Origin of the sequence: Algoriphagus sp. AGSA1, from assembly GCF_021390545.1 — a bacterium.
Classification (GTDB): Bacteria; Bacteroidota; Bacteroidia; order Cytophagales; family Cyclobacteriaceae; genus Algoriphagus.
Genome location: NZ_JAJUWR010000050.1, coordinates 22021 through 29619, shown reverse-complemented (window position 1 = coordinate 29619; position 7599 = coordinate 22021). Strand labels below are relative to the sequence as shown.

At 44.1% G+C, this 7599-nt stretch carries 8 protein-coding genes; 5 read left to right on the top strand and 3 right to left on the bottom strand.

Annotated features, from left to right (window positions below):
• Positions 1–200: 200 nt before the first annotated feature.
• From LZF95_RS24660 to LZF95_RS24645, 4 genes are all read left to right on the top strand, one after another.
• Positions 201–1268 carry a hypothetical protein gene (locus LZF95_RS24660; protein ID WP_233758060.1) on the top strand — a complete coding sequence of 356 codons (1068 nt, stop codon included), beginning with the start codon at positions 201–203 and terminating at the stop codon, positions 1266–1268.
• A gap of 87 nt (positions 1269–1355) precedes the next feature.
• On the top strand, positions 1356–1742 hold the full coding sequence (locus LZF95_RS24655) for a 2-polyprenyl-6-methoxyphenol hydroxylase (protein WP_233758059.1): 387 nt from the start codon (positions 1356–1358) through the stop codon (positions 1740–1742).
• 176 nt (positions 1743–1918) lie between these two features.
• A complete protein-coding gene (locus tag LZF95_RS24650; RefSeq protein WP_233758057.1) occupies positions 1919–2455 on the top strand; it encodes a YceI family protein in 537 nt (178 codons plus the stop codon).
• 97 nt (positions 2456–2552) lie between these two features.
• Positions 2553–3404, top strand: coding sequence for a DUF5777 family beta-barrel protein (locus LZF95_RS24645; RefSeq protein ID WP_233758055.1), 852 nt, complete (start codon positions 2553–2555; stop codon positions 3402–3404).
• A gap of 79 nt (positions 3405–3483) precedes the next feature.
• On the opposite strand, the gene LZF95_RS24640 is transcribed toward LZF95_RS24645, so the two are convergent.
• Positions 3484–3957 carry a YcxB family protein gene (locus LZF95_RS24640; protein ID WP_233758054.1) on the bottom strand — a complete coding sequence of 158 codons (474 nt, stop codon included), beginning with the start codon at positions 3955–3957 and terminating at the stop codon, positions 3484–3486.
• 150 nt (positions 3958–4107) lie between these two features.
• On the opposite strand from LZF95_RS24640, the gene LZF95_RS24635 reads away from it, so the two are divergent.
• Entirely contained in the window at positions 4108–4335 is a 228-nt protein-coding gene (locus LZF95_RS24635) for a hypothetical protein (RefSeq protein ID WP_233758052.1), read from the top strand.
• On the opposite strand, the gene LZF95_RS24630 is transcribed toward LZF95_RS24635, so the two are convergent.
• Complete coding sequence (locus tag LZF95_RS24630; RefSeq protein WP_233758050.1) at positions 4332–4736, bottom strand: Fur family transcriptional regulator; 405 nt, start codon at positions 4734–4736, stop codon at positions 4332–4334. The genes LZF95_RS24635 and LZF95_RS24630 overlap by 4 nt on opposite strands.
• Positions 4737–5023: 287 nt before the next feature.
• On the bottom strand, positions 5024–7549 hold the full coding sequence (locus LZF95_RS24625) for a zinc-dependent metalloprotease (protein WP_233758048.1): 2526 nt from the start codon (positions 7547–7549) through the stop codon (positions 5024–5026).
• Between the last annotated feature and the right edge of the window lie 50 nt (positions 7550–7599).

Sequence of the window (7599 nt, the reverse complement as noted above, 5' to 3'; positions counted from 1 at the left end):
TTCAATGCAAAAATCAAGGCATTCAGGGCTCAGTTCAGAGGTGTCACCAACATTGAATTCTTCCTGTTCAGACTATCAAATATCTATGCTTAAAATAACCAGCTCCCCAGCTATTCCGGCTGATCCCTCCCTCATCTTCTTGGTTTGGAAGGAAAGGATTGGGCTGGGGCGGTGTTGTAATAATGAGTGTACTGGTTTCGATGTTAATCTGGAACTCTTACCAGGAAAATCAAGAGGTAGATCAAAAATTAAATGCCTATGAAACACAAAACAAGCTGTCCAAGGCAAGTGTAGGGTTTTCTGGACTATCTGAGAAAACCGAAGTCATGGATTATTCCGGCCAAATTGGGCTAAGTCCGGAAGGACCCAATGCTAGTATTAAGTCGTCTGGAGGTTCCGCTAAGAATTCAAAGGCAAGCATGCAAATCCAGAATTCGAAAGACACTGTAAAGGGTCAAAGAAATATGGACGGGCAACTATTGACACGGGGCCAGAAAGCCACTCTTCCGGTAATTTCAGATTATAAGAATACTCAGAATACTCCTCTAATATGGCATGAGAATCAATTGCCTCTATTGAATTCCGCTGCTTTGCGACTTCAGGAAATTTCTTACCTGGCAAGAGAGACTGAAATAAATCATAAAGAGGAAAAAGTGACTAGGAAAAACCCATTTGCGGGTAAATTCAACGTTTCTGTTCAGGCAGCTCCGGATCTGAGCGGGATCAAATTGAACCAAGTAGGAAAAGCCGGACAAGCGATCGGAATAGGTGCGGAATACTTTCTTCGACCTAAAATCAGTGTTGCCAGTGGAGTCTTCTATTCCTTTAAACCCTACAGCGCTGATGAAGGGTATCAACTGGACTATGGAGATCAGCCCGACAGAGTGCTGGGTGAATGTGACATTCTGGATATTCCTCTCAATTTGAGATTTTATCCAATTGAGGGCAAGCTTCAGCGCTTTTTTGCAAGCGCGGGACTTTCTTCCTATTTGATGCTCAAGGAACATTACAAACTGGAATACCAAGATACAGGAACCGGCTATCCATATTCCCGCGAAATAGATGTCAGTGGAGATAACAACCATTTCTTTGGTGTGGTCAATCTCAGTGTAGGATATGAGAGGAAATTAGGGGATCAATTAAGTGTCCAGGTAGAGCCCTATTTCAAGGTACCCATCACTGGTGTGGGCGAAGGGGATATTTCCCTGAAAAGCACCGGCTTATTTGTAGGACTTAAATTTCACCCAAACCTCCCAAAAAGGCAATAACCAATACTAATCTTAATCAAGTTGCACTCTCTATTTCAGGGAGTGGTGGAAATCTATTTGTCAAATAAAAACCAAAACTTACTAATCATGAAACCGAATATCTCAATTCAGAAACATCAGTGGGCCATTTTGGCGAGTTTCACAGCACTGCTTCTTATTTCCATCTCTTGCTCTTCCGAGTCAGAAGATCAGTTGCCTCCTCCCAGTGCAAACAGATGTGAGGACAGTAATGCATCGCTTTCGGCAGATATCATACCCATACTTCAGCAAAACTGTGCAGTCTCTGGCTGCCATGTCGCAGGTACAGGCAGGGCTGATTTTACGGTAGATGATAACATCATACAGTTTGCCTCCCAAATCAGCACCAATACCCAAGCAGGAACTATGCCTCCCTCCGGATCGGGAAGGTCCCTCAGCAACGAACAAAAGGAGCTTATCTTTTGCTGGGTAAATGGCGGGGCAAAAGACAACTAAGTCATGAATTCAAGCTTGTCTGGGGACAGGCAGGCTTGATCCCTTGCTGCGGGATCACGCAGCGTGATGATTGTCCTCCTCCTGCCTGTCAGGTGCGAAATTCCCGGTCTGTGGTAGGCAGATACTGAATTGAGTCCGGGACAGCTTATATCTTTTAAAAATCAAATTATAACCAGATGAAAAGATTAGTCCTTTTATCCTTTCTTCTTTCCCTAGCAGTGCAGGTTCACGGTCAGTCCTTGCGCTCCGAATCGGGTTACGTTCGCTTTTTTAGCAGTGCGTTAGTGGAAGACATCACTGCTATTAACAAAAAAGCCACGGCGGTTTTCAATCCGGTTAATGGGGAGGTGGCTTTTCTGATCCCGATCTCTGCATTCGAGTTCAGAAAATCCCTGATGAAGGAACATTTCAATGAAAACTACCTGGAATCCGACAAATTCCCTGAAGCGTACTTTCGGGGGAAAATATCAGGATATACACCCGGTAATCCTCAATCCATTGCCGTGGCCGAAGGAGAGCTCACCATACATGGTGCCACCAAGCCGGTGAAAATCCAAGGGACAATTGCCGACAAAGGCGGAAGAATAAGCATGCAGGCTGTTTTTATGGTTGCTCTGAAGGATTACAACATTGAAATTCCCCGTCTTATGTTCCAGAATATAGCCGAGGAGGTAGAGGTCACTGTAAAATTTGAATTTAAAAACCAAAAATAATGGACTTGAAATCGAGCATGTCGAGAGCGACACACACTGGGATAACTATAAGCCATGCGAGATTCCATGCGACCATAAAGATTCAAAATATAATCACATGAAAAAGCACTATCTAACATTGTTTATTTTACTTATCACGTTGTCTGCCCATAGTCAGGACATGCTGGAGCAATTGAGAGAGCAATCCGGGCAGGAGTCGGAAGCCGTTTTGGGCATTTTCAAGGGAACTAGGATAATCAACGGCCAATCCATAGAAACCCGGGGAAAGGGAAATCTGGACGTGATTATCTCACACCGTTTTGGAAGGATAAATTCAGGGGGATACAATCTGTTTGGTCTGGATGATTCCAATGTAAGGCTGGGATTGGAGTATTCCCTATCAGACCGGATTACGTTGGGATTTGGCAGAAACTCTCTGAACAAAGTATATGATGGATTTGTAAAAGGCCGGATTCTAGAACAAAAAACCATAGGAATGCCGCTCTCTGCCACTTGGGTAAGTGATGTTTCTGTCTATAGTCTCAAAAGGCCAGAGCTTCCAATGACTTTTCAGCGAAGGCTGCGATACGTCCATCAAGTCATAGTAGCCCGTAAGTTCAGCCCCTTGTTTTCCCTGCAACTTATGCCCACTTTGGTTCACAGAAATCTTGTTTCATCGGAGACAGAACCTAATAACCTGGCCGCACTGGGGATAGGGAGCAGATTGGCGCTCTCCAGGAGAGTCAGTCTGACAGGCGAATATTACTACAGGTTTGGAAAAGAGCTACCGGGGTATAATTCCCTGGGGATAGGTGTGGATATAGAAACAGGTGGACATGTATTTCAACTGCATTTTACCAATTCCAATGAAATGACCCCTTCCGGGTTTATCCCTTCCACACAGGGGAATTTCTTTGATGGGGATATTCATTTCGGATTTAATGTGGTAAGATCATTTCAGATTAAATGATACGCTACAATTCGTAGCGGCTGCTAAAGTAAAAAGCCTCCACAGTTTGGGAGGCTTTTGATGTATATTGGGGAGAAGCTTATTTGATCAGCTCCTTACGTTTCAGGATAGTTTCCATAAATTTCCGCTCGTTTTCCGAATTGAAAATGCGGAATGGAAGATGGATGAACTGTGCTTTGGACATGTAAAGCACATAGGAATCTTTCCTCACTTCTGCGTTTTTGATCATATTCCACTGTACGGGCATTCCTTGTTTGGTGTTGATTTTCATCAGGATCTGTCGGCTGTCGATTTCATAGGCCATTTTGTCAAATATGACCTTGTTTTGCTCCATTTGGGTTACTCCGGTAAACTGTATTGCCCAGAACAACACATATAGACCGTATGCGACCAACCCGCCTATGATCCACCATATCGAGGGTATCCAAAAATATCCACACATGATCACCAGTGCGATAGGGATTACCCACCATTGCTCTTTCAGAACATTGGCAAGCGCCATTTTGATATAGGTTCCGGTCGGAAGTTGGTATTTTTTTGTTTTTACTATCATTACTCGTCTAATTCAGAGCGCAAATATCCACCTATCCTAGGGAATTAGCAAGTCTGAATAAATGATAAAAAACTTCATTATTGGAAAACAAATCGGCATTAGCATTGACTTAAATGTTGTATTGAGTTATCTTATATCAAACTTTTAGCGATGAGTAGTCTTGTAATTGATTTGATTCTTTGTGGATTGGCATATGTCATCCTCATCTATGTCATGGCGACCATGACCAAAAACTCTATGAAAAAGGGTGGGAATAATGAGGATGAGGGAGATGGTGGTGTGGAGGATTATACCCCACCAAAAATTGATCTTCCACCGGGAGTAGAATGGCCTAGTGATTCCCCAAAATCCAGATTGCCCGAATCCTTGGAGGTTTAGTGCTTGTTGCAGATTCCTTGCACAAGCAAATTCATCTCCTTCTTTTTAAAACCAGGTGGAAGCTTGATACTTGGCAATGAAGTGGATTCCAGGCAGGTAGTTTCCCCACAGACTTCACATTTGAAGTGTACATGTTCATGATTGTGATCTACCTCTTCATGGGAACAAAGCGCATATTTGGTAGCTCCGCTATCATCCAGAACTTTATGCACCACATCTTTATCCACAAAAGTCTTTAACGTACGGTAAATCGTCACCCGGTCAAATTGACTGTCCAGAGAGTCTTCCAGATCAGAATGCGCTAATGCCACCTGCTTATCCAGAAATTCCCGGAGAATCTCCTGACGGCAGTCAGTCACGCGTAACTTATGGCTTTGTAGTATTGATAGAGGTGAGGACATGTTCATAATTTAAAACAAAATTAATGAAATTTTGATTTCAAGTTATTTGTTTCTTCCAATCGGGCCAGGGGGAATGTTTTTTCAGAAACCCATATTAAGATAATTGCGCTCCATTATCCCTAAACTGATTTTCCGTTGGGATAACGCATATTTGTAACCGGGGTTTTAAATAGGGCATGCTGAAAAACGCAATAATAGATTAAAAGCTAACATTTTGACTGATTACAAAAAAAACGGGCGCCTATCTGACTGGCGCCCGTTTAGCTTATTCGATTACTCCAAAGCTGTTACTTTGGATCTAGAATGGCGTTTACTCTTTCCAATGCATCTTCCAGATGAAGTTTTGACATCCTGTCTGAAGTCCTGGAAATAGCTGATCGGATATCTCTCTGAAGGGTTTTTAATTCACCTCGGGCCATCGGCCTGATATCTGACTGGGAGGCATTGATCTGGGTGCCTAGGTATCTTCTATAGGCAGCCGGAATGTCTGGGCCATCACTTGTCATCAAATACTCCATACGTTCGATATAAGCTCTTTGGAGGGCTCTTCTATATACGTCAATGGTTTTCCCGCTTGGTAGCTCTGACCAGATGCCTTTTCTAAGATCATCAAAAAGCTCGGTTATTTTGTAAGCATCATTTCCATTTAGTGCCTCATTTTCGATCACACGGCCCAGTCGCCCAAGGTCAAGCACTGAATTTAACGTATTTGCCTGGACACCACGGATTCTCTCCAAGGCGCCAAAGTCCTCTATCCTGGCTATGATCTGATCGTCCATCATCCAGGAAGGCGTGGCAAAAAGCTCCGAGTTTAAGAAGGCTACTGCCGACTTTTGGAGATCTTTTGCGGTATGCGTGTAGATAGGCTTGTCCTGACCTACGGCTCTATAAACCTCCGCCACACCGCCGATGTTGGTTTTTACGTGTCCCATGTATCTGTTAAACTGAGTGATTACCTGCCCATACATTTCACTCAAATCTTCAAAATTCTTGTATGGCTTTTCCGGTTCGGAAGTCCATTCCATCAGGTTGGGCATGATGCGTTTTAGATTTGCGATGCCATATTCAGAGGCTTTCATGGAGTTATCGCCCAAGTCCTCGCTTTGTGCGGTAGGGTCATAGCTGTTTCCTTGGCGCCCATATCTATAGATTGGATCACCTTGTTTTTCCAAAATCCATTGATCCAAGGTGATTAATTCATCTTCTGGAGTAGCTGCGTCCGGAATAGGTCTGTAACCCCATGCTACAGCATATTTGTCATAGGGACCTACATTCGGCATTAAGCTCACTCCTTCATCACCTGGCTGGGCTATGTAGTTAAACCTCGCATAGTCCATGATGGAAGGCGCTGTCCCCATTGCCTTAGTGAATTCCGCATCCCTCAATTTTTCCACCGGATAGGCGTGGGAAGAGGCAAAGTTGTGCGGAAGCCCCAGTGTGTGCCCTACTTCATGAGAGGAGACAAACTGAACCAATCTTCCCATTACTTCATCTTTGAACTGAACACCTTGCGCATCAGGATTGATGGCCGCAGTCTGGATAAAGAACCAGTTTCTCAACAGGTTCATTACGTTGTGGTACCATCCTATATCAGATTCCAGGATCTCACCGGATCGGGGATCGGACACATGGGGTCCATACGCATTTTGGATATCAGATGCGAAGTAGCGGATTACTGAATATCTCGCATCCTCAGGGCTCCAATCAGGATCTTCTTCTTTGGTAGGTGCGAGTTTAGCCGTTATCGCGTTTTTGAAACCCGCGGCCTCAAAGGCTACTTGCCAATCTTCCACCCCGGCGATCAGGTAAGGAATCCATTGCTTAGGCGTGGCAGGATCTATGTAAAAAACGATCTGCTTTCTAGGCTCTACCAATTCCCCCGCTTTGAATTTCTCCATGTCCTCCTCCTTTACTTCCAGTCTCCATCTGTCCAGAAAGACGCGTTTATCGGCCTTTTGTGCATCAGAGCCATAGTCAGTCATGGATCTGCTAAACCAGCCCACTCGCTGATCAGCCAGACGTTGCTTCATAGGTTCCTTGGGAAGCAATAGCATGGAAGAGTTCATCTCCAGGGTGATCAGTCCCGTAGAGCTATTTGAAGGTGGCTCACTGGCACTGTAAGTCATGACATACCTGGCTTCTATATTGATAGGATAGGTATGGATATGTTCGATATAAGATCTGTCCGTATCCAGCCTGGTCACCTTGTACTGTGTACGACGTCCTTTAGGAAGTCCCAGTGCCTGTACGTCTTTTGTCCATAGATCTGTGGCTTCAATCACTATCCCTGTAGAATCCGTCCCCAAGGACTTGATCGGGAATTTCTGCAGTAGTGGCTCCAGGTTTGAGTTCTTTACTGCCTGGGCGATAGGCAATGAATCTGCGGCAAAATTATTGACGGAGATTACTCTTAGCTGTATGTCCTTGTTGTGTTTTTCCCAGCGTAGCATCAGCGTATTGGTGCGCTCGCCTCCATAGCCTAGGCCATCTGCGGTTTTGGCTATAGTAGTCACCATCAGCATGTCTCTTCCTAGTAGGGAGTCAGGGATTTCGTAGTAGTATTTGTCCTCAATCTGATGGACTTTGAAAAGCCCGTCTTTTGATTTCGCTTTTGATGTGATTACTTCTTTGTAAGGTTTTGGATCTGAATCATTACCTTTTGGTTTGGCTGACGTAGTGGGTGCCGCTTCTTCTTTTTTGGAGTCTTTTTTCTTCTTTTTCTGAGCAAAAGAGTCCGGGGAATATAGCATTACACCCAATACGCAGACGATCAGGGTAAAGCCCCTAAGTAATTTGGGTAGGGTATTTCTCATAGTTATTATTTGGTTTTATAAAATTCTAAACCTTGAATTTCCAGAAAGCA